The sequence below is a fragment of the Robertmurraya sp. DFI.2.37 genome, assembly GCF_029211245.1.
GTDB lineage: Bacteria > Bacillota > Bacilli > Bacillales > Cytobacillaceae > Robertmurraya > Robertmurraya methanolica_A.
Window position 1 is genome coordinate 1 of the sequence record NZ_JARGEJ010000703.1, and the last position, 295, is coordinate 295.

1 protein-coding gene is annotated in these 295 nt (G+C 44.4%); it reads left to right on the top strand.

Translation table 11 applies throughout. From position 1 onward, the window contains the following. The coding region (locus PZE06_RS28295; RefSeq protein ID WP_275792439.1) for a PTS transporter subunit EIIC at nucleotides 1-295 on the top strand (295 nt) is incomplete at both ends.

Below are 295 nucleotides of genomic sequence, written 5' to 3' on the forward strand. Positions count from 1 at the left end.
ATTTTGGTTTGACGTTGCGGGAATTAATGATATTGGGAACTTCAGGGCTGGCAAAGGAGAATTAGGAATTACCGGAAGATATCAAGCAGGATTCTTCCCAATTATGATGTTTGGTCTCCCAGCAGCGGCGCTTGCGATGTATCATACAGCAAAAACTAAGCGCAAAAAGCAAGCCGCATCACTATTAATGGCAGGTGGTATTGCCGCATATTTAACAGGGGTGACGGAGCCTCTTGATTTTTCATTCATGTTCTTAGCTCCAGCGCTTTATGTAGTTCATGCGCTGTTAACGGGA